The organism is Bradyrhizobium ingae, assembly GCF_055791185.1.
On record NZ_JBVUBB010000008.1, the window covers coordinates 130,079 to 154,696 of the forward strand.

The 24,618-nt window shown below is 63.8% G+C and carries 24 protein-coding genes; 18 read left to right on the forward strand and 6 right to left on the reverse strand.

Annotation, left to right across the window (positions count from 1 at the left end; genetic code table 11):
- Positions 1-5: 5 nt before the first annotated feature.
- The 3 genes from ACV1FX_RS14895 to ACV1FX_RS14905 form a co-directional block, all read right to left on the reverse strand.
- Positions 6-1,334, reverse strand: coding sequence for a dicarboxylate/amino acid:cation symporter (locus ACV1FX_RS14895; protein ID WP_473118309.1), 1,329 nt, complete (start codon positions 1,332-1,334; stop codon positions 6-8).
- Positions 1,335-1,457: 123 nt separating this feature from the next.
- On the reverse strand, positions 1,458-3,251 hold the full coding sequence (locus tag ACV1FX_RS14900) for an ATP-binding response regulator (RefSeq protein ID WP_473118310.1): 1,794 nt from the start codon (positions 3,249-3,251) through the stop codon (positions 1,458-1,460).
- A gap of 1 nt (position 3,252) precedes the next feature.
- Positions 3,253-3,984: a response regulator transcription factor gene (locus ACV1FX_RS14905; protein WP_473118311.1), complete on the reverse strand. Its 732-nt coding sequence runs from the start codon at positions 3,982-3,984 to the stop codon at positions 3,253-3,255.
- Between the two features lie 142 nt (positions 3,985-4,126).
- Here ACV1FX_RS14905 and ACV1FX_RS14910 point away from each other — a divergent pair, with 142 nt between their 5' ends.
- The 9 genes from ACV1FX_RS14910 to ACV1FX_RS14950 all read left to right on the forward strand — a co-directional run bounded on the left by ACV1FX_RS14910 (position 4,127) and on the right by ACV1FX_RS14950 (position 13,813).
- A complete protein-coding gene (locus tag ACV1FX_RS14910; RefSeq protein WP_473118312.1) occupies positions 4,127-5,314 on the forward strand; it encodes a cupin domain-containing protein in 1,188 nt (395 codons plus the stop codon).
- Between the two features lie 205 nt (positions 5,315-5,519).
- Complete coding sequence (locus tag ACV1FX_RS14915; RefSeq protein WP_473118313.1) at positions 5,520-6,941, forward strand: YadA-like family protein; 1,422 nt, start codon at positions 5,520-5,522, stop codon at positions 6,939-6,941.
- A 16-nt stretch (positions 6,942-6,957) separates the two neighbouring features.
- Positions 6,958-7,545: a hypothetical protein gene (locus ACV1FX_RS14920; RefSeq protein WP_473118314.1), complete on the forward strand. Its 588-nt coding sequence runs from the start codon at positions 6,958-6,960 to the stop codon at positions 7,543-7,545.
- A 130-nt stretch (positions 7,546-7,675) separates the two neighbouring features.
- Positions 7,676-8,806 (forward strand): helix-turn-helix transcriptional regulator, encoded by a 1,131-nt coding sequence (locus tag ACV1FX_RS14925; protein WP_473118315.1) that lies wholly within the window; start codon positions 7,676-7,678, stop codon positions 8,804-8,806.
- Between the two features lie 38 nt (positions 8,807-8,844).
- The gene (locus ACV1FX_RS14930) at positions 8,845-9,663 is read left to right on the forward strand and encodes an NAD-dependent protein deacetylase (RefSeq protein WP_473118316.1); all 819 of its coding nucleotides are present in this window, start codon (positions 8,845-8,847) and stop codon (positions 9,661-9,663) included.
- A gap of 319 nt (positions 9,664-9,982) precedes the next feature.
- On the forward strand, positions 9,983-11,698 hold the full coding sequence (locus ACV1FX_RS14935) for an outer membrane protein assembly factor BamB family protein (protein WP_473118317.1): 1,716 nt from the start codon (positions 9,983-9,985) through the stop codon (positions 11,696-11,698).
- Between the two features lie 98 nt (positions 11,699-11,796).
- On the forward strand, positions 11,797-12,138 hold the full coding sequence (locus ACV1FX_RS14940; protein ID WP_473118318.1) for a c-type cytochrome: 342 nt from the start codon (positions 11,797-11,799) through the stop codon (positions 12,136-12,138).
- A 44-nt stretch (positions 12,139-12,182) separates the two neighbouring features.
- A complete protein-coding gene (locus ACV1FX_RS14945) occupies positions 12,183-12,950 on the forward strand; it encodes a substrate-binding periplasmic protein (protein ID WP_473118453.1) in 768 nt (255 codons plus the stop codon).
- A gap of 2 nt (positions 12,951-12,952) precedes the next feature.
- Positions 12,953-13,813 carry a sugar phosphate isomerase/epimerase family protein gene (locus ACV1FX_RS14950; RefSeq protein ID WP_473118319.1) on the forward strand — a complete coding sequence of 287 codons (861 nt, stop codon included), beginning with the start codon at positions 12,953-12,955 and terminating at the stop codon, positions 13,811-13,813.
- Between the two features lie 42 nt (positions 13,814-13,855).
- On the opposite strand, the gene ACV1FX_RS14955 is transcribed toward ACV1FX_RS14950, so the two are convergent.
- Positions 13,856-14,500, reverse strand: coding sequence for a glutathione binding-like protein (locus ACV1FX_RS14955; protein ID WP_473118320.1), 645 nt, complete (start codon positions 14,498-14,500; stop codon positions 13,856-13,858).
- Positions 14,501-14,609: 109 nt separating this feature from the next.
- Between ACV1FX_RS14955 and ACV1FX_RS14960 the strand changes: the two genes are divergently transcribed.
- A complete protein-coding gene (locus tag ACV1FX_RS14960) occupies positions 14,610-15,260 on the forward strand; it encodes a TetR/AcrR family transcriptional regulator (protein ID WP_473118321.1) in 651 nt (216 codons plus the stop codon).
- 30 nt (positions 15,261-15,290) lie between these two features.
- Here ACV1FX_RS14960 and ACV1FX_RS14965 read toward each other — a convergent pair whose 3' ends face one another.
- The gene (locus ACV1FX_RS14965) at positions 15,291-16,211 is read right to left on the reverse strand and encodes a LysR family transcriptional regulator (protein ID WP_473118322.1); all 921 of its coding nucleotides are present in this window, start codon (positions 16,209-16,211) and stop codon (positions 15,291-15,293) included.
- 126 nt (positions 16,212-16,337) lie between these two features.
- Between ACV1FX_RS14965 and ACV1FX_RS14970 the strand changes: the two genes are divergently transcribed.
- The 5 genes from ACV1FX_RS14970 to ACV1FX_RS14990 all read left to right on the forward strand — a co-directional run bounded on the left by ACV1FX_RS14970 (position 16,338) and on the right by ACV1FX_RS14990 (position 21,004).
- Positions 16,338-17,717: an MFS transporter gene (locus ACV1FX_RS14970; protein WP_473118323.1), complete on the forward strand. Its 1,380-nt coding sequence runs from the start codon at positions 16,338-16,340 to the stop codon at positions 17,715-17,717.
- 31 nt (positions 17,718-17,748) lie between these two features.
- Positions 17,749-18,855, forward strand: coding sequence for an amidohydrolase family protein (locus ACV1FX_RS14975; RefSeq protein WP_473118324.1), 1,107 nt, complete (start codon positions 17,749-17,751; stop codon positions 18,853-18,855).
- Positions 18,852-19,952, forward strand: coding sequence for an amidohydrolase family protein (locus ACV1FX_RS14980; RefSeq protein WP_473118325.1), 1,101 nt, complete (start codon positions 18,852-18,854; stop codon positions 19,950-19,952). The genes ACV1FX_RS14975 and ACV1FX_RS14980 overlap by 4 nt, the downstream gene beginning before the upstream one ends.
- A complete protein-coding gene (locus tag ACV1FX_RS14985; RefSeq protein ID WP_473118326.1) occupies positions 19,949-20,362 on the forward strand; it encodes a Rieske (2Fe-2S) protein in 414 nt (137 codons plus the stop codon). The genes ACV1FX_RS14980 and ACV1FX_RS14985 overlap by 4 nt, the downstream gene beginning before the upstream one ends.
- A gap of 72 nt (positions 20,363-20,434) precedes the next feature.
- On the forward strand, positions 20,435-21,004 hold the full coding sequence (locus ACV1FX_RS14990; protein ID WP_473118327.1) for a hypothetical protein: 570 nt from the start codon (positions 20,435-20,437) through the stop codon (positions 21,002-21,004).
- 100 nt (positions 21,005-21,104) lie between these two features.
- Here the strand turns inward: ACV1FX_RS14990 and ACV1FX_RS14995 are convergent, their stop codons facing one another.
- Positions 21,105-22,070, reverse strand: a complete 966-nt coding sequence (locus ACV1FX_RS14995; protein ID WP_473118328.1) for a 2-hydroxyacid dehydrogenase — start codon at positions 22,068-22,070, stop codon at positions 21,105-21,107.
- 138 nt (positions 22,071-22,208) lie between these two features.
- On the opposite strand from ACV1FX_RS14995, the gene ACV1FX_RS15000 reads away from it, so the two are divergent.
- The 3 genes from ACV1FX_RS15000 to ACV1FX_RS15010 all read left to right on the forward strand — a co-directional run bounded on the left by ACV1FX_RS15000 (position 22,209) and on the right by ACV1FX_RS15010 (position 24,614).
- Positions 22,209-22,577 (forward strand): YciI family protein, encoded by a 369-nt coding sequence (locus ACV1FX_RS15000; protein WP_473118329.1) that lies wholly within the window; start codon positions 22,209-22,211, stop codon positions 22,575-22,577.
- Positions 22,574-23,863, forward strand: a complete 1,290-nt coding sequence (locus ACV1FX_RS15005) for an RNA polymerase sigma factor (protein ID WP_473118330.1) — start codon at positions 22,574-22,576, stop codon at positions 23,861-23,863. The genes ACV1FX_RS15000 and ACV1FX_RS15005 overlap by 4 nt, the downstream gene beginning before the upstream one ends.
- A 214-nt stretch (positions 23,864-24,077) precedes the next feature.
- Positions 24,078-24,614 carry an SRPBCC family protein gene (locus ACV1FX_RS15010; protein WP_473118331.1) on the forward strand — a complete coding sequence of 179 codons (537 nt, stop codon included), beginning with the start codon at positions 24,078-24,080 and terminating at the stop codon, positions 24,612-24,614.
- Positions 24,615-24,618: the final 4 nt, after the last annotated feature.

Below are 24,618 nucleotides of genomic sequence, written 5' to 3' on the forward strand. Positions count from 1 at the left end.
GAGTCTCAGGACCCGCCGCCGGGCTCGAGTGCCTCACCCATCTCCAGCGGATGCGCCATGGCCTCGTGCAGCGCGGTGCGATCGAGCTCGCCCTCGGACATGCTGATCACGACGCAGGCGACGCCGTTGCCGACCAGATTGGTCAGCGCGCGACACTCGCTCATGAACTTGTCGATGCCGACCAGGATCGCGATCGACTGGACCGGAATGTCGGGCACGATGGAGAGCGTCGCCGCCAGCGTGATGAAGCCGGCGCCGGTCACGCCCGAGGCGCCCTTGGACGTGATCATGGCGATGCCCAGAATACCGAGCTCCTGCCAGATCGTGAGGTTGGTGTTGGTCGCCTGGGCCAGGAACAGCGTCGCCAGCGTCATGTAGATGTTGGTGCCATCGAGGTTGAAGCTGTAGCCGGTCGGGATGACGAGGCCGACCACGGAACGCGAGGCGCCGAGATGCTCCATCTTCTGGATCATCTGCGGCAGCACCGTTTCCGATGACGAGGTGCCGAGCACGATCAGGAGCTCGTCCTTGATGTAGGCGATGAAACGCAGGATCGAGAAGCCGGCGACCCGCGCGATCGCGCCGAGCACGACCAGCACGAACAGGATGCTGGTGAGATAGAACGTACCGATCAGCGCGACGAGGTTGAGCAGCGCGCCAAGGCCATAGGCGCCGACGGTGAACGCCATCGCGCCGAATGCGCCGATCGGCGCGACACGCACCACGATGCGGATGATGCCGAAGAACATCTTTGCGGCCTTGTCGACGGCGTCGACGATCGGCTCGCCGGCCTTGCCGAGGAAGGCGATGGAGAAGCCTGACAGGATCGAGATCAGCAGCACCTGGAGGATGTCGCCGCGTGCGATCGCGCCGATATAGCTGTCCGGGATGATCGCCATCAGATGGGCGACGATGCCCTCTTCCTTGGCCTTGGTGACGTAGGTGGCTACCGACTTCGGATCGATCGTGGAGGGATCGATGTTGAAGCCGTGCCCGGGCTGGAGCACCTCGCCGACGAGCAGGCCGACCGCGAGCGCCACCGTCGAGACCGTCTCGAAATAGACCAGCGCCTTCAGTCCGACCCGGCCGACCCGCTTGAGATCGCCCATCGAGGAGATGCCGTGCACCACGGTGCAGAAGATCACCGGCGCGATCATCATCTTGATCAGTGCGATGAAGCCATCGCCGAGCGGCTTCAGCTCCTTGCCGAGGTCGGGATCGAAATAGCCGACTAGGATCCCGAGCGCGATCGCGATCAGCACCTGGACGTAGAGGATCTTGTACCAGGGTTGATGACGACGATGGACGGCGGGCGGAATCGCAACTGGCGTCATGGAGTGCCCCGGATTGCATTGCAGGTCGGTGACCTTTCATCATGGGCCGTCCGGGGCAGGGCGGATAATCACAATTTCGTCGGCGCGCACGGGCCGCAGCGCACCATCGTATGCGCGGCTCCGTTACTCGGCGGCCATTTCGGAGCTCAATAGCGCATTGAGCCGGATGGGTTGGACCGGCTTGCGCATCAGCAGTATGCCGCGTTGGCGTGCGCCCTCAGCGATCTCCGCGCCGATGTCGCCCGTCATCATGCTGATCCGGGTGCGGCCGCCGTGATTTGACAGGATCCTGTCCGCGATGGTGAGGCCCGTTTCCGCACCGGCGAGCCGGTAGTCGAGCAGAACGATCCACCGCCGTCGTGCGCCTTCGTGCTCCAGGAAATCAAGCGCGGGATCTCCCGCTTCGAACAGCGCGCATTCGTAACCCCAATTGGTCAGGAGACGCCCCAACGAATCCCTGGTGGTGGCGTCATCATCGATCACGAGGACGCCCGGCTGATCCGACGTATTCGGCAGGCGTTCAACCTCTCGCGACGGCTCGATATCGGTGCGTGCCGATACCGGCTCTGCCAGCGGAACCGACAGGCTGAAGGTGGTCCCGCGGCCGACGGCCGACGTTACGTCGATTTGCCAGCTCATCGCCTCGCAGAGACGGCGGACGATGGCGAGGCCAATGCCGAGGCCTTTCTCCCTGTTGCGTTCGGGATTCCCGAGCTGGACGAAATCATCAAAGATCGAAGTGAGGTATTTCGATTCAATGCCGATCCCGGTATCGATGACTTGAATCTTGACGGCGTCGGCGCGACGGCGCGCGCCGAGCAGAATGGTGCCCTTCTTGGTATATTTGATCGCGTTGCTCACCAGATTGAGCAGCGCGCGCTCCAGCAGCACAGGATCGACCGAACACCAGAGCTCTGAAGGGAACACACGTAGGCGCAGCGACTTGCGCCGGGCTTCGAGGTTGAGGGTCGAGGCAACGCGAGCGAAGATCTCGTGAACGGCGACGGGCCGGGCACTTGCATTTCGGATATCGACGTCGGTGGCTGATACGCCCATGATGGCATCGAATTGCCGCAGCAGGCTTGCCGCGCAGTCCTGCAGATGCGCGATGATCTCGTTCCGGTCACGGTGCTCGGAAGAGCGCGTCAACAATTCGAAATAGAGTCCCATCGCGTTGAGCGGCTGACGAAGATCATGGCTGGCCGCACTGAAGAAGCGCGTCCGCTCCGCGAACAGCTCTTCGATCTGCTGGGCCTGCTTCGCCTTGATCTCGAGCAGCTCGGCAATGTCGAGGCGATTCTGGATCGCGGCCTCGGTGTTGCCGGCCGCAATGACGCCGGTTGCGATCGTGAATGGCAGCAGGGTCAAAAGACCAATGCCGGCGACCTTCTCGAGCCCGCTTCCAAAGCTGAGCAGCCAGAGCGAGGCGGGCACCATCGCAACCAGCATCACTGTCCACATGCTGGGCGTGTAGTCGGCGCCGACGATCCAAGTTGCGATCGTCACGAAGAAGATCAGGGCGCCGAGAGGCACCAGTACCGATGCGGGCGCGCCGGGCACGTGCAGCAGCAGAGGTGCAAGCGACCAGGCGAATGCATTGAGGCCGCAGAGCGCCGCCTTGGCCCAGCCCCAGCGCCACAAATGGTCGTCGGGTGGATGCGCGACGCGGAACGCATCGTTGATGACAGTGATGAAGCATTCGGACAAAAAGACGAGAAAGGTCCAGATCACGACGTGGAGGAACGGCAGGTCACACAGCAGCCAGACCAGCAGGCCGGTGTAGAATGCCCCGCCGGTGGAAATCGCCTGGAGAACCCGGATGTAGCGAAGATAAGGGATGGTCTGCGTTCGAAAGAAAAGCTGAATGCGCTCCCGCTTGACCGCGCGGGCGCGCAAGGCGGTGGCGGCGGGGGACATGTCAGATCAGCCTCTGACGCAACGCTCGGGTGACCGCTTCCGTTCTGTTGCCCACCTGCAGTTGCTCGAAGATGCGTCCCCAATGCGCCCTGATCGTGCTCTCGGTGACGCCCATGCGCTCGCAGATCTGCTTGTCCAGCAGCCCCTGGCTCGCATAGATCAGGATCTCCCGTCGTCGCAGCGACAACGCGTTGCCTTCTCCGCCACCGACCGCGTCGTAGACCTTGCCCCCGGAGAACGCGATGCGAATGGCGGCGACCAGATCGGCCGACGTCTTGTCTTTCGAAAGGCAGACGACGGCTCCCAATGCCGTCGCACCTTCGACCAGGGGCAATGACAGGTCGGCGCAAAGCAGGCCCACGGCGATCAGAGGAAACCGCGCCTTGACGTCCCTGAGCAGCGACAAGCCGTCTCCATCCGGCAGGCTGTAGTCGGCGAGGCAAAGATCAACTTCGTTACGGTTGAGAAACTCCAGCGCCGAGCTGCAGCTTCCCGCGGTCGCCACACTCAGCTCTTCGATTTCCAGCTCAAGCGTGCGGCGCACCGCGTCCCGATAAATGGGATGATCGTCGACAAACAGGAGCGATGGCACCAGTCCCGCCTTTATTCCAGTATCGTCCTTCTCAAATACCAAGAAACTTGTCCGGGCTGGAAGCGCAATTTGCTGCGCAATTCGCGGGTGGACACAGGTCTGCTCACAAGGCCGAGCGCCGAAGGGGCGAGCGAGTTCCATTTGATTCCGGTCTGCTGCTTATCGTTCCGCGCACCATTCGGCGAGCTATCGAAAGCAACAGGTGTCGAAATCACCAAGTGGTCAACGATGATCGCCTGACGCACGCTCCGGCCAGATTATTCTTGGAAATTTGGAGCCTGCGATGTTGAGGTCCAACCGCCGCGTTTTCCTTCAGTCGGTTGCTATCGGTGCCGGAGCATTGGGCGCCTCGCGCGCCGCGATTGCCGCTCCCGACGGGCATGCTGCCGGTTATGACGTTGCTCCGGCGTCCGAGTTCCAGAAGACGATCCCGCGAAAGTCCGGCGATCCCGTGGTGTTCACGGCTTCGCTCGACAAGGGGCCCGTCAAAGCGACCTCAGGCGGCTGGGCGCGCGAGATCACGACGCGCGGGCTTCCGCTCGCGACCGGTATTGCCGGTGCCCACCTCTTCATCAATGCGGGCGGCGCCCGGGAGATGCACTGGCACGATTCCGCCGAATGGGCCTATGTGGTCGAGGGCCATTGCCAAGTGGCGGCGCTTGATCCGGAAGGCCAGCTCGAAGTGGTCAATCTCGGCCCCGGGGATCTCTGGTATTTCCCGAAGGGGCACGGCCACGCCATTCAGACATTGGGCAAGGCGCCGTGCCACGCCATCCTCGCCTTCGATGACGGCCTTTACTCCGAACACGGCACGTTCGGAATCAGCGACTGGATGAGCCGCTACGACGTCCCGGCCCTGTCGCAGTCGCTGGGCGCCCCCGCGGAGATGCTGAGCGCAAATCCCAAAGCCGAGACCTACATCATGCAGGGCGAGGTTCTGGCGCTCGACGGTCCGCAAGCGCGCGTCGCTCGCGCGCTGGATCGCGACCGGACCCATCGTTTCCCGCTGATGTCCCAGAAGCCGCATGTCAGCACGGCCGGTGGTGCGCTCTATGTGGCATCTTCCAAGGAGTTTCCCGTTTCGGCGGGCATGACCGGGCTGGTCCTCAGACTGAAGCCCGGCGCGATGCATGAGCCGCATTGGCATACCGATGCAAACGAGTGGCACTACGTCTTGAAAGGACGTACGCGCGTCACGCTGTTTGCATTCGACAAGCGTGTCGCCGTGGCCGAACTGTCGCCGGGCGATTGTGCCTACATTCCGCGCAATTGCGGACATTCGATCCAGAATATCGGCACGGACGAGGCCGAGATGGTCGGTGTTCTCGACAGCGGCGCCTACCATGAGAGCAGCCTGTCGGATTGGCTGGCCAAGGCGCCGCGTCATCTGCTGGCCAACAATTTCGGCATCGCGGAGGAAACCGTCGGGCGCTTCGCTCCCAGGCGAACGATTGTTGCAGCGTCGGCGTGATGGATGGTTGCTGCGTGCAGAAACATCGGGATGCGGCCAGAAGCAATTCGGCAACACTCGGCGGGAAAATTCCGGCGCCTGACGGCGTTGAAGGCGACCTCAACCGAACGGTTGATGTCGGGCTTGCGGTCCCGGCCCACAGTCGCAACCGCCGCATCCGATCAACCAACCACGATCGGCCGAAATTCTGGAGCTGAGAGCGCAAATGCCTCACGTGATTACTGAAGCGAAGTTTCCTCTAGTCAAAGTCATCGCTGGCGCCGCGGCGCTCGTCATGTTCGGCTTGGCGCTGGCTCCGACGCCAGCATCGTCCGGGGAGGTCTGCAGTCCGTCGCCATCGGGGGCCGCTCTCGGCACTGCAAGCGGAAACTATGCGTTCGCGTGCGGCTACCTCGCCACCGCGAGCGGCGACGATAGCGTGGCGGTCGGTAACAACGTCACGGCGAGCGGCTCTGGCGGGACGGCGGTCGCGGTCGGCGCACGTGCAACCGGCACCGAGAGCACGGCGATCGGCCTTGGCGCCCACGCGAGTGGCGACTACAGCACGACGAGCGGCGCCAACAGCATCGCGTCCGGCACCGCAAGCACCGCGTTGGGAGGCGGCGAGTTCACCGGGCTTGGCAATAGTTTTGCCACCGCGTCCGGGAATTACAGTGTCGCCATCGGAGGTGGCGGCGACGGAAGCGCCGGTTTGGGTGCGCAGTCCAGCGGCGACAAATCGATCGCGATCGGTCTCAGCAGCGCCGCGGCGGGCGTGTCCTCGACGGCTATCGGCAGCGGCGCCGCTGCCAGCGGCACCAACGCCGTCGCGCTGGGCAACACGGTGACGGCAACCGGCAGCAATGCCTTTGCGGCCGGCAACAACTCCCACGCTACCGGGGCAAGCGCTGTTGCGATCGGCGATGGCGCGACCGCCGGCAGCGGCGCGAATGCGATTGCCATCGGCACCGGCGCGGTCTCGACCGGATCGATTGCGATTGGCGCCAATTCTGCAGCAGCGCTCGGCAACACCGCCGTCGGCGATGGGGCGAAGGCAAGCGCTGCGGCGGGCAGCTCCGCTTTCGGCAATGGCGCGGTGGCTTCGGCGGCCAATGCGACCGCGCTCGGCACCGGCGCCACCGCGGCCTTTTCGAACTCCGCTGCAATCGGTAACGGCGCGACGGCGACGGCCGCCAACCAGGTCGCAATCGGCACCGCAAGCAATACCTACCGCCTGGCGGGCGTGACATCCGCGGCGAGCCTTGCGGCGCAGAGCGGGCCGGTGTCCTTTGTCACCACTGATGCGGCCGGCAATTTGGCGACGTCGAGCTTCAACCCGGCCAGCATCACCTCCCTGCAGTCGCAGGTGACATCGCTGCAATCGCAGGTGATGGACAACCGCTTCGAGGCGCGCAGCGGCACGGCGGTTGCGCTCGCCGCCGGATCGATGCCGGCGCTGCAACCGGGCCGCAAGTTTGCGCTCTCGGCCGGCTACGGCAATTTCGAAGGTGCCAACGCTTTCGCAGTCGGCGCAACCGCGCTGCTCTATGACGGCAAGAACTATGCGGTCGTCGCCAATGCCGGCGGCGGCATCGGGCTCGAGCGCAACGTGGCAGGCGGGCGCGGTGCGGTTTCGATCCAGTGGTAGGGCGAGCGCCGTCGCCATGACGCTGCGTTGGGTGAGTGCCGGTCTTGGGCTCCTGATCCTCGGCGTGGTGACGACGTTCGCGCAGCAGCCATCGCCGCAACCGCATCCGTCGTCGTCACCGCCGCCGCCGCAGCAGGCCGCGCCCAAGCCCGCCAATATCGACCGCAACGGCGTACTGATGCTGATCCGCTCGACGCTGCTCGCGCTCGATCACGCCAACAAGACCGGAAACTACACCGTGCTGCGCGACCTCGGCGCGCCCGGTTTCCAGGTCAACACCGCAGCCAAGCTCGCGGAGATTTTCGCCAAGCAGCGCGGCGATAAGCTCGATCTCTCCGCCGTTGCGGTGATCGAGCCGCAATTGTCGCTGCTGCCGCAGATCGAGCCGAACGGTCTGCTGCACATGGCCGGCTTCTTCCCGTCGGTGCCCTCGCAGGTGAATTTTGAGCTGCTGTTCGCGCCGGTGGAAAGCCAATGGCGCGTGTTCGGGGTGTCGTTGTCGGTCGGCCAGTCCGCACCCGTGGCGCCTGAAGCGCCACCGGCCAAGGCCGTGCTCTCGCAGAAGCAGGCCCTGCCGCCGAAACCGGTCGCGCCAGCGAAATAGCCAGGCATGCCGTCAACACAACGCTCGATATTCATGCATGCGACGCTTTGCAGTCGTCGCGGAGTGCGTGTTAGAGTCCCAACGAGGCGCCAATGCCCCACATGTTGCTTGCAATGATGAAGAGCCGGCCTTGACGTCCGAATCCGCTTTGCTTTCGGAGCTGATCGGCCTCGTTTATGACGCCGCGCTCGATCCCGCCCTGTGGCCACGTGCTCTCGAACAGACTTGCTCGTTCGTCGGTGGCTCCTCCGGAAACTTGTTCTGGCACGATGCAACAACCGAGCAATCTGCGGTGCTGCATAATTTCAACGACGAGCCGCACTACACCAGGCTCTATTTCGAGAAGTATCTTGCGTTGAATCCGTGCTTCCCGGCCGCGACCTTTTATGAGCCTGGTCTCGTCTACGGATCGACCGATCTCGTACCGTTCGAGGAAATGGTGGAAACGGTGTTCTACGACGAGTGGATGAAGCCGCAGGGCCTCATCGATCTGGTCGCGGCCAATCTGGAAAAGACCGCGACCAGTTCATCCATCATCGCCGTGCGGATGCACCAACAGGACGGTCTCGTCGATGCGGAGAATCGCCGGCGCCTTGCGCTGATCGTGCCGCATTTGCAGCGCGCCGTCGCAATCGGGCGGCTGTTCGACCAGAGCAGGGCCGCGCAGGCGGTTCTGACGCAAACGCTCGACAACGTTACGGCCGGCGTTTTCCTGGTCGGCCCGAGCGGACGCCTGGCCTTCGCCAACGGTCCCGGACGCGCCATGCTCGACGAGGGCGCGCTGCTCGCCGAGCGGATGGGCGCCTTGACGGCGGTCGCGCCGGAGGCGCAGCGCGCCCTGCGCGAGGCGCTCGCAGCCGCCGAGGCCGGCAATGCCGGCGCTGACGGCGCCGGGCTGATTTCCATCTCGACCTCCCAAGGCCGCTGGTTTGCCAACGTGCTGCCGCTGACCTCGGGCGACAGGCAACGCACCGGCGCGCTGCATTCGGCCGTCGCCGCGATCTTCGTCCGCAAGATTTCGCCTGCAAGTCCGCCGCCGCTGGAAGCACTCGCAAGGCTCTACGAGCTCACGGCCAGCGAGGTCCGCGTGCTGGATGCCGTCTTGAAGGTGAGCGGCGTGAAGGCCCTGGCCGAGACGCTCGGGCTGACGCAGGCCACGGTCAAGACCCATCTCCATAATGTCTTCCGCAAGACCGGGACCGCGCGACAGAGCGAGCTCGTGAAGCTGATCGCCGGATACGAGCTGCCGGAACGGCAGTGATCTGGCAAAACCCGGCGTCCCGCACTACATCTTGCGCCATGTTAGACTCAGGCACGGCAAAACGTCCGCTCGAAGATTTTATCGGCCGGCATCGGCGTCTCTTCATTCTGACCGGGGCAGGCTGCAGCACCAATTCCGGCATTCCCGATTATCGCGACAGTCAGGGCAACTGGAAGCGGACCCAGCCGGTCAACTACCAGGCCTTCATGGGTGATGCGCGCACGCGGCAGCGATACTGGGCGCGCAGCCTGATTGGCTGGCGGCGGTTCGGCCAGGCCGTGCCGAACGATGCGCATCACGCGCTGGCTCGCCTCGAGGCGAAAGGGCGGTGCGAGATGCTGCTGACCCAGAACGTCGATCGGCTGCATCAGTCGGCGGGCCACCGGCAGGTGATCGATCTGCACGGCCGGCTCGATCTCGTGCGCTGCATGGGCTGTGGCGAGAAGACACCGCGCGACGAATTCCAGCGCTCGCTCGGCCGCGCGAATGGTGCCTGGCTCGCATTCGATGCGGCGGATGCGCCTGATGGTGACGCCGATCTCGAGGAGGATTTTTCGACGTTCAACGTGCCGGCGTGCCAATCCTGCAGCGGCGTCCTCAAGCCCGACGTCGTGTTCTTCGGCGAGAGCGTGCCGCGCGAGGTCGTTGCATCCGCGCAAGAACATCTGGAGCATGCCGACGCCATGCTGATCGTCGGCTCATCGCTGATGGTCTATTCCGGTTTTCGCTTCGTGCAGATGGCGGCGCGCAAGAACATTCCGATTGCCGCCGTCAACCTCGGTCGCACCCGCGCCGACGATCTGTTGACGCTGAAGGTCGAAGAGCGCTGCGAAGCTGCGCTCGCCTTCCTGCTGTGAGCACGCGCAGGGTTCGGGCTCTGCACACGGAGCGTACGGCATCGCTGAAATAGTCAGCGCAACTGACGTTCCGCATTCGCCTCCGGCGCGCATTTCCATGATTGCACTCTTTGCGATCCGGCGTACTCTATGCCCGCGAGCGGGAGCAACAGCAGCCAGTCAAACAGACCGACCTCCTTGGGCGATGGGCGCCGAGAGAGAGGAAAGCTGTCGCCGATTCATAAGGAGACAAACCGACACCGAAACGGGCTGCAAGCGTCCGTCGCAGGGACGTTCGCAAGACGTAAGTCAAGAAACACACAAGTGGGAGGAACTGCACATGAAGACGTGGTGGTGCTATTCTGGTCTGCCTCTTGTCGTTGGTGCGACACTCACCGTGTCGTCGGCCCTGGCTCAAACCGTGGACACTGCGCGCATCGACGCCGGCGGCCAGAACGACTGGCTGACCTATCATGGCTCCTATAAATCCTATCACTACAGCCCGCTCGCGCAGATCAATGCGAGCAATGTCGGCAATCTGGGCGTTGCCTGGATCCACATTCCCGGACGGTCGACGCGTGGCCTGCAATCCATGCCACTCGTGGCCGATGGCGTACTCTATTACTCGGGTTCCTACAGCAGGGTGTTTGCGCTGAACGGCGCGACCGGCGAGGTGATCTGGAACTTCTTTCCTGAGCTCGATGAGGCGCTCATCAGTAGGCAAACCCATTCTCCTTACAATCGCGGCGTAGCAATTGGCGAAGGCAAGGTCTTTGTCGGCACGATGGACGGCCGCCTGTTCGGGCTGGATGCGAAGACCGGCAAGGTTCTCTGGGAAACCAAGCTGATCGACTCGCAGAAGCTGACGGTTGGCTTCACCGGTGCGCCACTCTATGCGAAGGGCACCGTGATCATCGGCGCGCAAGGTGGAGAGTGGCCGGGCCGCGGCCCGATCTTCGCCGTCGATGCCACCACAGGCAAAAAGAAATGGGAATTCCTGACGGTTGCCGGCACCGATGAAGCCATGAAGACGTGGGGAAATGATTCATGGCGTACCGGCGGGGGTGGCGGCTGGATGCCGGGCACCTACGACTCCGAGACCAACACCGTCCTGTGGGGCACCGCCAATCCGGCCCCGCTTTACGACTGGTCGGGCGCCGACTTCAAGACGCAGGGCGCGCGGCCCGGCGACAATCTCTATACGAGCTCGGTGATCGGCCTCGATCTCGATAGCGGCAAGCTGAAATTCTATCATCAGGAGCTGCCGCACGACGGTTGGGACTTTGACAGCGCCGTCGGTGAATTCGTCATGCTCGATCGCGACGGTCAGAAGCTTGTGGTGCATCCGAACAAGAGCGGCTACATCTTCGTCTACGATCGCAGTCTCGGTTTGAAGAACGTCTGGCGGATTACCGAGAACAGCAATTTCGTCAAGAGCATCGACCCAAAGACCGGCGAACTGATCGGCCGGCGTGACTTTACGGCGGGAAAGGTCGAGGAGCCGCTGTGTCCGCACATCTCCGGCGGTGTCAGTTTCAATTCTGGCTCCTACAATCCGAAGACGGGCCTCTACTACAAGCTCGGCCAGGAATGGTGCATGACCCTTGAGGTCATGAAGACGACACCGGTCGTTGCCCCACAAGTACAGCTCAACATCGGGGCCGATTTCAAGATTGCGCCTCCTCCAGGCGGGGAGATTTATGGTCACCTCGATGCGCGCGACCCGGTGACTGGCGCCAAGAAGTGGGAGGTCCGCTTCCCCGAGCCGCCGCTCGCGAGCGTCCTGTCGACCGGCGGCAATCTGGTGTTCGTACCCGACTCGCGCGGTACCATTCATGCCTACGATGCCGAAAGCGGGACCGAGCTCTGGAATCACTCTGACGGTACCGGCCATCAGGGCGGAATCATCAGCTACTCCGCCGGCGGCAAGCAGTATATCGCGGTGACTGCGGGCTTTGGCGGCATGGCGTCCGATGATTATGCGCCGACGTTCGGCGGCGTTTACAAGAGCATGCCGCGTGATGATGGCGCGCTCATCGTTTACAGCCTGAAATAGGCCTTTTCGGACGATTGGGCAGGGAGCGGGCACAAGCCCGCTCCCTGTGCGTTGGAACGGGCAGAGGTAGATGGAACGTAAGAATGGAGTTCTGCTCCATGCGATTGAATTTGCCGGTGCTGTGGACGGCGGTACTGTCCACGTCCTTCGCTTGTGCTGTGCCCGCATCCGCGCAACAGGCTCCCGCGGCGCCGGGCAACGAGGAATTCGATGTCAGGCAACTGTTCGCAACGACCTGTGGCTGGTGTCATTCCGACGGGGGGCGCGCGGCCGGCAAGGGGCCGCAGCTCATGAATACGACTCGTGACGACGATTTTCTTCGCAACCGCATCAAGCATGGCAAGTCCGGCGCGATGCCTGCGTTCGGCGAGACTTTCAGCGACGCGCAGATCGATGAGATCATCAAGTATATCCGGCAATTGAAGCCGCACGAGGGGTGAGGCGGGGAAATCAAAACTTGAACCGAGAACACGAGGCTTTCGGAATGAAGGTGATCCTCTCGCTCATGATCGGTGCCGCCGTTGCGATTTCTGCGCCGGCCCAGGCGCGAACCCTGGAGGCGATCCGTTCCTCCGGCGAGCTCGGGCTGTGCGCCCACCCCAACTCGCTTCCCTTCGCGAGCAAGGCCGGCGATCCTCCGGGATTTCAGATCGAGCTGGGACAGGCGCTGGCGCGCGAGCTGGGCGTCTCGCTGAGGCTCGACTGGATCATCACGCAGTATCAGATGCGCAGCGCTGCCTGCGATGTGCTTCTCGACGTCATCGCCGACCGTGAGGCGCAAGGCGAAACCCGACTGCGTATCTCGAAGCCCTATTACCGCACCGGTGTCGCGCTGGCGGTGCCGTCCTCGAGTCCGCTCACCTCGTTCGAAAGCCTGAACGAGCACACCAAGGTCGGCGTGCAGGTCGGCTCGGTCGCAGCCATGATCATCGGCCAGCGGCGCGTGCCGACGTCGACCTTCGGCTTCGAGAACGACAGCCTCGACGCGCTGTCGAACAATGAGCTCGACGCTGCCGCGGTCACGCCGACGGCGGCGAGCTATTTCAACCTTACGCATCCGCAGAAGCCGCTCCGGATCCTTGCTCGCGACGAGAGCGTGGCCGACTTGAACTGGAACGTCGCCGTCGGCATGGTTCGTCCGGACGATGCGTTGCGCGACGCGATCGATGGGGCGGTCGAACGCTTGCGAGGCGACGGCACGATCGACCGCATCTATCGTCGCTATGGCATCGTTCTCGAGGCGCCGAAATAGCCGTGCGTCGCGGCCTCGGCAACCCGCCGTTCGGCAGACGTGACATTCTCCGATGTCTCGCTGCCGCGGCGGTCATTGGTGCGAACCCGGTATTCGGCGGGCAGGCGCGCGAGATCGGCCTTCAACTCTATACGGTCCGCGACCTCCTGAAGAGCGACTTCGAAGGGACTCTTCGCAAGGTTGCCCGCCTCGGCTATCGCGAGGTGGAGTTCGCCGGCATTCTCGGCCCCGACGTGAGACGCACGAGCGAGCTGCTGCGCAGCCTCGGTCTCGCCGTCCCGTCGCTGCACCTCGACTACATCGAGCTGCGGGACAAGGCCGGATCATCGTTCGATATCGCCCATTCGCTCGGCAGCCGGTTCGTTGTCTGTCCGTGGCTGGATCCACCGCTGCGACAGACGATCGACGACTGGAGGCGGATCTGCGACGATCTGAACAGGATCGGCGAGCTCGCGGCACGTTCCGCACTGACGCTCGCGTACCACAATCATGATGTGGAGTTTCGAGAGCTCGCCGGCGGCATCCAGCCCTACGACACTCTGCTCAGCCGCACCGACGAGCGTGTTGTCAAGCTTGAGCTCGACGTCTACTGGGCGACCAAAGGAGGCCGCGATGCCGCCGATCTGCTGAGGGCCCATCCATCGCGATTTCGCCTGGTTCATCTCAAGGACATGGCGAAGGACGGGTCCACCACCGAGCTCGGTCAAGGCACGATTGACTTCGCGAGAATACTCGCGGCGATGTCCGCAAGCGGCGTGCAACATGCCTTCGTCGAGCAGGATGTGTCTGCCGATCCGCTGCGTAGCATCGAGACCAGCATCGCCTTCCTTCGCGCGCAGCGGTATTTTTCCCGCGGTACGTGATCGTCCCGGCCGTGGCCGGGACGACATGTTGATCGATGCGACTTACGCCGCGGCCTTCCGCCGCGCCTGCTCAGCCTTGTACAGTTCGAACTCTTCCGCGATCGCCTTTGCGATCGACGGGCGCTGCTTGAGGCGCTCGTAATAGGCCTTCAGATTCGGCCATTTCGCCAGCTCGATCGGCGGCGTCGCCATGGTCCAGTTGATCACCGTGACGAGATAGGCGTCGGCGACGGTGAAGTGGTCGAGCAGGAACTCACGGCCCTTCAGGTGGTTCTCGACATAATCGAGTCGCGACAGGTTCTTCTCCAGCGCGTAGGCCTTGCTTTCGTGCGGCGACTTGCGATCGAGCACGGGGATGAACAGCCCCTTGTGGAGCTCGGTGCCGATGAAGCAGAGCCATTGATGCAGCCGCGTGCGATCGATGCCGGACGCGGTGCCGAGGCCGGACTGCGGAAAGCGGTCGGCGACATATTGCAGGATCGCCGCGTTCTCCGTCAGCACCACGCCCTCGTCGGTGCGCAGTGTCGGCACCAGGCCGATCGGATTGACGGCGCGGAAGTCGGAGCCGTCCTTCAGCACGGTCTTGGTCGGTGAATCGACTTCGAGATAGTTCGCCTCGGCGCCGGCTTCATACAGCGCGACGCGGGTCGCCATCGAGCAGGCGAGCGGCGAGAAATAGAGATCCATGGGGTGCCTCCTTGGGCGTGGTGTCCTTGACCTTGCGTTCGCAACCCGGCCGGATTGATTTTTGTACTGTTCCGCATAATATGGAGGCGGTCAAGGATTATTTTACGAGATGGTACAAAAATCAAAAGGTCCGCCTGTGGCTGCACCCGAGCCGCCGAAGCGCCGCGGCCGGCCGCGCACCTACCAGCCTGATGTGGCGCTCGGCAAGGCGCTCGACCTGTTTCGCACGCAGGGCTTTGCGGCGACCTCGCTCGACGATCTCAGTGAGGCTACCGGCATGAACCGGCCGAGCCTCTACGGCGCCTTCGGCGACAAGCGCGAGCTCTACATCAAGAGTTACCAGCGTTACCGTGAGCAGGCGCGGGCATCGATGGTGGAGATCTTTCGTGCGGATCTGCCGCTGCGCGAACGGCTGGAGCGCATCTTCGCCTCCGCGCTTGCCATTTATCTCTCCGGTGAGACCGGTCCGCGCGGCTGCTTCACGGTGGTGACCGCGGCATCCGAAGCCGTCGGGGATCCCGAGATCCGCGCCATGGTGCTGGACGGCCTATCGGAGCTCGACAAGGCCTTTGCCAATTGCTTCCGCCGCGCCAAGGAGAAGGGCGAGTTGCCCGACAGTGCCGACCCAGCCGTGCTGGCGCAACTCGCCTCGGCCACCATCCACTCCATCGCCATCCGTTCCCGTGCCCGCGTCCCGCGCAAGGAGCTCGATGCGATCGTGAAAGGTGCGATCGATGTGATGGTGGGGGTGAAAGGCTAACTCTTCGCCCGGATAACCGCGAGAGCGCGGCTACCCCGCGTCCCGGGCGGGTGCCGACACCGATATCGCAACGTCCCGGAAGGCATCGCGAATGGAGCCCAGCAGCGTCTGCACACGCGCGAGATTGGAACGCGTTGCCGGGACCAGTGCCTTGAGCCAGAGATCAGGGACCTGGAGTTGTGGGAGCAACTCGATGAGCGCGCCGGACTTGAGCCGTTCCGCCGCCGCGGTGCGTGAAACGATCGCAATTCCGCTGCCCGCGCACAGGCTGTCGATCACCAGCGCGCCGTTGTTGGTCACGAGGTGGGGCCGAACCGCAACTGTCGTCACGCCGTTGCGGCCTTCGAAGGTCCAGGCCGGCCCGATCGGCGAAAACACGATGCAATCATGATTGACGAGATCGCGGGCGTGCCGGGGATGGCCGCGCCGTGCCAAATAGGAAGGCGCAGCACAAAGCACGCGTTCGAAGACGTGCAAGGGTTCCTCGAGCACGCCATCGAAGGATGACGGCATCATGGTGAGCACGATGTCGAAGCCTTCCTCGACCGGATTGACTGTGCGGTCCACCAGCACCGCATCGAGCGTCACGCGCGGATACTTGATCTGAAACGACGACAGCAACTGGGCGAGGTCGATGACCATTGGTGATGCCGGCGCCTTGATCCGCAACTGGCCCTCGAGCTCGTTCGGGGAGCGCATGATTCCCTTGGCCATCTCGTCGTATTCGCGGACAATCTGGCGGATGACGTCGAGGTAGCGTTCGCCGACCTCGGTGAGCGCCAGGCGCCGCGTGCTCCGCCGCAGCAGCGTGGCCTTTAGCGACCATTCCAGTTGGCCGACCCGCTTGGTGATGACGGATGGCGCGACCCCGAGCTGTCGGCCCGCTTCGGAGAAGCTGCCGGCCCGCGCGGTCGCCAGAAACGCCTTCATATTCAAAAGGCTATCGGCCATTTAATCCAATCCGGAAAAGATCATCGCACGAAATAGCTTATTCTCCATCGTTCTCGAAGGAAATAGGCTCCCGAGCGCGATAAGCCGTCACCAAAACAGCGAAACGGCAGCGCGGAGGAACGAGCAATGAGCGCACCCGACGTCATCGATGTCACCGACGTCATCGAGCGCCAGCGCCGCAACGGCCTGGTCCTCACCGTCCTGATCCTGTCGACGACGATCATGTTCCTGGACGGTTACGATCTTCAGGCGATGGCCTTCGCCGCGCCGTCCATCATCCGCACCTGGGGCATCGAACGGGCCGCGCTCGGCGTCGTCTTCAGCGCCGGCATTTTCGGCATCCTCGTCGGCGGCCTCGTGTTCGGATCGCTCGGCGATCGCATCGGCCGGCGGCTCTCGATCGTGGCGTCGATGCTGGTGTTCGGCGGCTTCACTCTCGCGACGGTGTGGGCCAGCGACATTACCAGCCTCATCGTGCTTCGCTTCCTCGCCGGTATCGGCATCGGTGGATTGTCGCCGCTGTGCTACGCGCTGAACCTCGAATATGCGCCGAGCCGGTACCGCGGCACGGCGGTCGCGATCATCATGGTCGGCTATGTCGCGGGCAGCAGCATCGGTGGCTTCATCGCAGCCGGTCTCGTGCCGCAGTTCGGCTGGACCATCGTGTTCTGGATCGGCGGCGTGCTGCCTCTCCTGGGTGCAGCGCTTTGCTATTTCGCGCTTCCGGAATCGATCAAGTTCCTCGTGGTGCGCAATCGCGAGCCCGCGGAAATCGCCCGCATCCTGAACCGGATCGAGCCCGCGCTTCAGGCGCAGGTAACGACGCGCTTCATCCTTCGTGATGAAGCTGCGCCCGGTACGGCCGACACGGGTCTCCTGTCGAAACTCGCGACACTGTTCGACGGCCGGCTTGCGATCATCACGCCGTTCCTGTGGGTGGCCTACATCGCAAGCTCGATCACGATGTTCTTCCTCAATAGCTGGACGCCGATCCTAGCGGAGGCGTCCGGGCATACGCCCGCGCAAGCCGCCATGGGCTTGACTGTGTTCAGCCTGGGCGGCGCGATTGGGGGCCTCACCATCGGCCGCGTGCTCGATCGTTTCGGTGTCATCGCCATTGCGATCGTGCCGCTGATTGCCTCACCACTGGTCGCTTCGCTCGGCTGGGCCGGTCTTGGCGACAGCACCTACCTTGCGACCATGGCGTGTGTCGGCTTCTTCGTGGTGGGCGGTCACCAGGGCCTGAACAGCTCGGTCGGCCAGTTCTATTCCAGCGCCAACCGCACGACGGCCGTCGGCTGGGCGTTGTCGGTCGCCAAGATCGGCTCGATCAGCGGACCGCTGGTTGCCGGGATCCTGATCGCACAGCACCTGCCGTTCTCGAGCCTGTTCCTGCTCGCCGCGCTACCGCCGCTGGTGGTGGCGGCTTGCGTGCTGGTGCTGGGGATATCGCAACGCAAGCACACTGCAGCGGCGCGCAAGATTGACCAGACGGCAACAGCCTAGCCGCATTCGCGCGCAGCAACGGAGGCCGAAGATGAGAATACCGTTCGCAGGGGCGATCGATTGCGACCTGCATCCGCCGATGCCGAGCATGGCGCAGTTGCTGCCTTATCTGGACGACTACTGGCGCGATCAGATCACCAACCGCGCGATCGACCGCATGCAGTTCGCCATGATGAGCTATCCGCCGAACGCCCCGATCAGCGCACGGGCTGACTGGCGCGCGCCGCAGGCCGGGCGAAGCGATCTCGATACGCTGCGCGCCCATGTTCTCGACGCCTTCGATCTCGGCTTCGGGATCGCCAATGTGATCCACGGCGCGATCGCGCTCCATAATGATGATCTGGCGGCGGCAATCTGCCGCGCGGTGAACGACTGGCTCCGCGCCGAATGGCTCGATCGCGAACCGCGGCTGCGTGGCTCGATCCTGGTGACCCCGCAGGATCCGGCGCAGGCCGTCGCCGAGATCGAGCGTCTTGCGCCGGATCAGCGCTTCGTGCAGGTGCTGTTGCCCGTGATGGGCGAGAAGCTTCTCGGGCGCCGCGAGTTCTTCCCGCTCTACGAGGCGGCTGAGCGGCATGGGCTCGTCATTGCCGTGCATGCCGGCAGCACCTACCGCTACGCGCCGACGATCGTGGGCTGGCCGTCCTACCAGTTCGAGGATTACGTGGCGCAGGCCCAGGCTTTCGCCAACCAGACCATCAGCCTCGTTGCCGAGGGCGTATTCCGCCGCTTTCCGCGGCTCAAGGTCGTGATGCTAGAGTCCGGCGTGAGCTGGCTGCCGATGACGGTGTGGCGCACGGACAAGACCTGGCGCGGCGCGCGACCGGAAGTGCCCTGGGTCGACCGCTGGCCGTCGGAGATCATCCGCGAGCATCTACGCTTCACCATCCAGCCGTTCGATGCGCCCGACGCGGCGGCGGTTGCGCAAACCATCGACCGCATCGGTACCGATCAGGTGTTGCTGTTCTCCACCGACTATCCGCACTGGCAGTTCGACGGCGACGACGTGCTGCCGGACGGGTTGCCGGCGCACTCGCTCATGAAAATCCTCGTAGAGAATGCCCTTGAGACCTATCCCCGTCTGGCGCAGGCCGCGACTGCACTCGCCGCCGAACAGACGAAGGAGGACGTCGGATGAACGCACCTTTCATCGAACAGAAGTCTCGCCAGACGCTTGCGATCGTCGATTGCGACATCCATCCGGCGCACCGTACACCGGCCGAGCTCTTGCCCTATCTCGAGCCGCGTTGGCGCGAGCACTACCAGAGCCATGGCGTGCATGTGCGGCAGGCGCTGCCGAACGGCCTGATGTATCCGCGCATGATGGCCGCCGGCATGCGCGCCGATTCGCTTCCCGAAGGCGGCGGCCCTGCGGGATCCGACCTCGATCTCCTTCGCAAGCAGCATCTGGATCCCGTGAATGTCGAGTTCGGCCTGTTGATGGCGCTCAGCAAGGGCGGCATGGAGGAGCGCAATCCCGGTCTTGCAGCGGCGCTGTCGCGCGCCACCAATGACTGGCAGATCGATCGCTGGGTGCGCGAGGAGCCGCGCCTTCGCGCCGGCATCGTCGTGCCGCAGGAATTTCCCGAGGCCGCCGTCGCCGAGATCGAACGCTGCGCCGGCGATCGGCGCTACGTGCAGATCATGCTGTCGTCGCGGCCATCGGATCCGCTGGGCCATCGACGCTATTGGCCGATCTATGAGGCGGCAGAGCGAGCTGGCCTGCCGATCGGCCTGCATCCGGTCGGCTACAATGGCGGCCATCCTTCGACTGGCTCCGGCTGGCCGACGTTCTATCTGCAGGAGCACTACGTCTTCGTGGCTTGCATGGAAGCGCTGGCCAGCAGCCTGATCATCGAGGGCGTGTTCGAGCGTTTCCCGAAACTGAAGGTGGTACTGGTCGAGGGCGGCTTCGGCTGGGCGCCGGCGCTGGCCTGGCGCATGGACAAACACTTCGAGAAATTCCGCAAGGAGGTCGCGCATCTCAAGCGGCGTCCCTCGGAATATCTGCGCGAACACATCTGGTGGACGACGCAGCCGATCGAAGAGCCGGCGCAGTCGCGCCACATCGTCGAGATCATCGACTGGATCGGTTGGGACCGGCTGCTCTATTCGTCGGACTATCCGCACTGGGACTATGACAATCCGTCTTTCGCGTTCAAATTCCCGATGACAGAAGAGCAGCGCCGCAAGATCTTCAGGGACAATGCGATGGCATTGTATCGCCTCGCATGAGCCGCCATGTGGTCTGCCCCGCGACCGAATTGCCGCCCGGCGCGCGCAAGGTCGTCGTCATCGACGGGCGCGAGATCGGCGTGTTCAATGTCGAGGGGCGCCTGCACGCGCTGCTCAACCGCTGTCCGCATGGTGGAGCTGCGATCTGCTCGGGCGTGGTGACCGGCCTCAGCCAGTCTTCCGGCCCCGGCGACTACCGCCTGGAGCGTCGTGGCGAATTTCTGCGCTGCCCCTGGCACGGCTGGGAGTTCGATATGGCGACCGGCCAATCCTGGTGCGATCCGCGCCGTACCAAGCTGCGAAGCTTCGAGGTCACGCGCGAGGCGGGCGGCGATCTCGTGATGGGCCCCTACGTGGCCGAACGATATCCCGTGACGGTCGAAGATACCTATATCGTCGTCGATCTCTGACCAAGCCCGCGGCGGTTCTGGCGTTCCGGTCATCCGGCGCGTATACTTTCAGGATATCTGAAGGTCCCACGGATGTTCATTTTCGCACGCGGTTCGGCCCTCGCATTGATCCTGGTGGCGCTCTGTGCGGGCGGGCGAGCGGCCCATGCCCAGGCTGCCCCTGTGCCCTACATGAACTCGGGCTGGCTGATGGGCTGGGGCGACAATCCGGCTTTCGATACGGGCGATCCGCAGTCCAAGTTCCCGAAAGGCTGGTTTCTCAGCAGCTCACGCGACAGCACTGCGTGGAGCATGAATGGCTTCGACCAGGCGAGGGCGTTCGGCAATTACGGCTCGCTGTCGTCCGACGGCGTGAAGTTCGGCTATAACTTCGCGAATGCACCCGTTACGCTCTACACCGGCTTCGACACATTGAAATATAATCTCGGGACCGGTGGTCCGATCTCGCCCTTCGACTCCACCTCGCCGACGCTACCGGGCGGCTATCGCGCAAGTGCCGGGATCGAATTCCGCCCGACGTCGAATCTCAGCCTGTCGTTCGGCGCGAGCTTCACCCAGCAGTCATCCGGGCTGGTCGACAGCGACATCAATTCGCCGCTGCCACCCGGCGCCTCGCCGCTGGCTTTCGGCGCTCGCCGCTAAGGCGAATACCGGCTCGATATCCATGCGCCAGATCCTCAAGCTGTCGTCCCTGCGTCTGCGCTGACGCTTGTCCGGGACGACAGCGAATATGTGGCTGCCCTCAATACCCGCGCGCCCGATCCACCACATTCTCCAGTGCGGCGCCGGCCTCGAAGCGTGCGATCTGCTCCGCGACATAGGCCGAGATGGCATCGGCATCGGTGTCGGCCGCATTGTGCGGCGTCACGACCACCTTCGAATGGCTCCAGAGGCGGCTCGCCGTCGGCAGCGGCTCCTCGACGAACACGTCGAGCGAGGCGGCACCGAGCGTGCCGTCGTCAAGGCAGGCGAGGATGTCGTCCTCGTTCTGCAAGCCGCCGCGGCCGGCATTGATCAAGACCGGCGCGCCGAGCGGACTGTTGCGGTTGAGCCTCGTAAAAACCTCGCGGTTGAGGATGCCGTGCGTCTGCGGCGTCAACGGCAACAGGCAGACCAGAATGTCGGTCGCGCGCAGGAACGCGTCCATCTGGCCTGCGCCGTGAAACGCCTCCACGCCATCGACACTTCGCGGACTGCGGCTCCAGCCCACCACGCGGAAGCCGAGCCGGCGCAGCACGTCGGCGGCGTCTGCCCCCAGCGTGCCGAGCCCCATGATGCCAACCGTGACCGCGCTCGCCGGCCATTGGTATTTGGGCTCCCAGACCTTGTCGCGCTGTGACTGGCGCAGGTACAGCTCCTGCCGATGGTGCATCAGCACGTGAAGCACGACATACTCGGTCATGCGACCGGTGAGATCGGGCACGGCAACACGGACCAGCGGCACATCCGGCAGGCTCTTGTCCGCCATCAGCGCATCGACGCCGGCGCCGAGATTGAAGATCGCGCGCAGGTTCGGGAAAGCCTTGAGATCGCCCGGAACCGGCTTCCACACCGCGGCATAGTGCACTTCGGCCGGGTCGAGGTCTGGATCGGGCAGCAGCACCACGCTTCGGTCGCCGCAGACGGCTTCAAAACGCGCTTTCCAGCGTTCCGGCAGCCAGTTCTGCTGCTTGCTGTTGATCAGGAGTGCCAGCGCGCCTTTAGTCATTCGTGATGTCCTATCGAGTTCCCCATTCAGGGCCCTCCTTGGCACGAACGCGCGGACATTTCCTACAAAAATTTCCGCAAGCGGTGTCGGGGCAGGGCATAGTGCGTCGTCTTCAATAAGAGAAAACAGGACGTGCCCATGCTCTATGCCATCCTTTGCTACCACGATGAGGATTTTGTCGGCTCCTGGAGCAAGGAGCAGGACGAAGCCGTGATGAAAAAGCTCGCCGTGGTACAGGACAAGCTCACCAAGCAGGGCCGGCTCGGTCCTGTTGCGCGGCTTCTGCCCACCACGGCGGCCGCGACGCTGCGGAAAGAAGACCCGCCGCTGGTGCTCGATGGTCCCTATGCCGAGACCAAGGAGCAATTGCTCGGCTTCTACATCGTCGATTGCCAGAATCTCGACGACGCGCTCGACGTCGCGCGCGATCTCGGCGCGGCCAATCCCGGCGGCGCCTATGAGGTGCGTCCCGTCGGCGTGTTCAGGCCGGGAGGGAATTTGACGTGAGCGAGACCGACGCCGCCTGGATCGAGACTGCGCTGACCTCGGCGCGGCCCCAGGCGGTGGGCGCGCTGCTGCGCTATTTCCGCGACCTCGATACTGCGGAGGAAGCGTTCCAGAACGCCTGCCTGCGCGCACTGAAGACCTGGCCGCAGAACGGACCGCCGCGAGATCCCGCCGCCTGGCTGATCATGGTCGGCCGCAATGTCGCGATCGACGAGGTGCGGCGTGCGCGCAAGCAGGAGCCGCTGCCCGAGGACGACCAGGCGATCTCCGATCTCGACGATGCCGAGGGAAAGCTCGCCGAGCGGCTCGACGGCTCGCATTATCGCGATGACATTTTGCGGCTGATGTTCATCTGCTGCCATCCGGATCTGCCGGCGACGCAGCAGATCGCACTCGCGCTGCGCATCGTCTCCGGCCTCACGGTAAAGCAGATCGCGCGCGCCTTCCTGGTTTCGGAAGCGGCGATGGAGCAGCGCATCACCCGCGCCAAGGCGAAGATCGCCGATGCCGGTGTGCCGTTCGAGGCGCCCGGCGCAATCGAGCGCGGGGAGCGTCTCGCGGCCGTTGCCGCGATGATCTACCTGATCTTCAACGAGGGTTATTCGGCGAGCGGCGACACTGCCGAAATTCGCAAGCCGCTATGCGAGGAGGCGATCCGGCTGGCGCGACTGCTGTTGCGGTTGTTTCCAGCCGAACCGGAAATCATGGGGCTCGCCGCGCTTTTGCTGTTGCAGCACGCGCGCAGCGCGGCGCGTTTTGCAGCCGACGGCTCGCTGATCCTGCTCGAGGATCAGGACCGCTCGCTGTGGAACGGCACCATGATCGCCGAGGGGCTCGCGCTGATCGACAAGGCGATGCGCCATCGCAGGAGCGGCCCCTATCAGATCCAGGCGGCGATCGCGGCGCTGCACGCCCGTGCGGCGACCCCCGAAGAAACCGATTGGGCGCAGATCGACCTGCTCTATGGCGCGCTCGAGCTGGTGCAGCCCTCTCCGGTGGTGACGCTCAACCGCGCGGTCGCGGTCTCCAAGGTGCGCGGTGCGGAAGCGGCGCTCGCGCTGATCGAACCGCTCGCGCCGAAGCTTGCCAACTATTTCCACTTCTACGGCGTGCGCGGCGCCTTCCTGATGCAGCTCGGCCGCAACGAGGAAGCCCGCGTCGCCTTCGACCGCGCTATCGCGCTCGCCAACACCTCGGCCGAGGCCGCTCACATCCGCATGCATCTCGATCGCCTGATCAGGGACAGCCGGCCGAAGGAGTCCAAGGAAGGCGCGAAGGCGAAGTAGAACGAGACGCTCTCCGGAGCGTCATGCCCGGGTAAAAGCGCGAAGCGCGTCTTCGCGATGTCCGGGCATCCACGTCCTTTCTTCGCGCCCAGGTACGTGGATGGCCGGGACGAGCCCGGCCATGACGTGGGGGCCGTGTGCCAAAAAAATTCTTCCGGTCTTGTCGATCCGGCGGTGCCTCCTTCGTCCTTAGGCCAATTGAAGGGAGCCCGTCATGCTGAAAGCTGTTGCCATTGTCGCCATTGTGCTTGCCGCCGGCATCGCCGGCATTCTCGTCTTCGCCGCTACCAAGCCGGACATGTTTCGCGTGGAACGCACGCTCTCCGTCAAGGCGCCGGCCGATGCCATCTATCCCCTCATTGCCGATTTCCAGCGCTGGACGAGCTGGTCGCCTTACGAGGGGCGCGATCCCGGCATGAAGCGTACCTTCGGCGGCACCACGCAGGGCAAGGGCGCGACTTATGCCTGGGACGGGAACAAGGACATCGGCGCCGGACGCATGGAAATTCTCGAGGCGAGCACGCCGTCGAAACTTCGCATCAAGCTCGATTTTGAGCGTCCGTTCGAAGGTCACAACATCGCCGAGTTCACGTTTGTGCCGCAAGGCGGTGCAACACTGGTCACATGGGCGATGTACGGTCCGGCCCCGTTCATCTCCAAGCTGATGCAGGTGTTCATCAACATGGACAACATGATCGGCAAGGATTTCGAGACCGGTCTCGCCAATCTGAAGAAGCTCACCGAGAAGTAGAAAC